Source organism: Acinetobacter sp. RG5 (assembly GCF_031844265.1).
Taxonomy (GTDB): Bacteria; Pseudomonadota; Gammaproteobacteria; order Pseudomonadales; family Moraxellaceae; genus Acinetobacter.
The window spans coordinates 1-1,238 of the sequence record NZ_JAUZUV010000045.1 but is presented as its reverse complement, the minus strand read 5'-3'; the positions used below and the strand labels follow the sequence as shown (position 1 = coordinate 1,238).

Genomic DNA, 1,238 nt, shown 5'->3' with positions numbered 1-1,238 from the left:
TGATCCTAGACAAAATAATGGACAGCACGTCCCTCTAAAGATAACGTAACTTTAATCTTTGGAGATTCAAGAAATGGCTAAACGTTTTAGTCCCGAATTTAAACAGCAAGCGATTGATTATGCACTTTCAAACTCACACGAGTCTGTAGCTGCAATCGCCCAGAAATTAGGTGTGGGTTATTCAACATTAGATAAATGGATTCGTGAAACCAATCCGGCAGGTTCAAGCAAACGTCAACTTTCACCAGAACAACAGCGGATCGTGGAATTAGAGAAAGAAGTCAAACAGCTCAAGGAAGCCAATGACATCTTAAAAAAAGCGCATGTGTACTTTCTAACAGATCATGCCAAGAAAAGTACACGGTAATTCAAGATCTAGATATGAATGAAGTCACCGTATCTTCTGCCTGTAAATACCTAGGTGTCAGCACTTCAGGCTATTATGCCTGGCGAAAACGTCAAGCCAATACGGCACAGAAATATAATGACTTAAAAGCCGTATATTGGCAGCATCATGCACGATTGGGTGCACCTTCATTAGTACATGACATGCATGATTTAGGTTACAACATGAGCGAACGTACTATTGGAAGGATGCTAAAAAAGCTTGGTTTACGTAGCAGGATTGCGCGTAAATACAAGCATACGACTGATTCAACCCATCGTTTGCCTACAGCACCCAACTTGTTGGATCGCCAATTTACAGTTACTCAGCCTAATAAAGTCTGGACAACAGACATTACCTATATCCGCACTAAAGAAGGTTGGTTGTATTTATGTGTGATGCTAGATTTATTTAGCCGTCGTATCGTGGGGTGGCAAACCAGCCATCGAATAGACCGCCAGTTGGTGTGTGATACGTTTAACTATGCAATGGCTCGTCAGGGTTATCCAACTGGTGTTATGGCTCATTCGGACCAAGGCTCACAGTACTGTAGTCGTGATTTTAGAGCGCTGTTACTGAAAAATGATTGTACTCAGAGTATGTCTAGACGTGGAAACTGTTGGGATAATGCAGTGACTGAAAGCTTCTTTCATACATTAAAAGGTCATGTGGTACATGGCAGTGTGTTTTCGACTCGAAAAGAGGCGAATGCGGTCTTGTTTGATTATATTGAGATTTATTACAATCGGGTCAGAAGGCATTCTGCAAACGGCTGGTTAAGTCCAGAAGCCTTTGAACAGAAATATTTCAAGAATTTAGAGGGATCGATTGTCCACGATACTGTCTAGGATCA

Annotated in this window: 1 protein-coding gene; it reads left to right on the top strand. The window is 41.5% G+C overall.

The features are described from left to right. The first annotated feature begins 73 nt into the window (after window positions 1-73). A protein-coding gene (locus Q9R21_RS14820) for an IS3 family transposase (RefSeq protein WP_311204773.1) occupies window positions 74-1,233 on the top strand; the annotation gives its coding sequence in 2 pieces (ribosomal slippage) (window positions 74-308 and window positions 308-1,233; 1,161 coding nt in all). Window positions 1,234-1,238 lie beyond the last annotated feature (5 nt).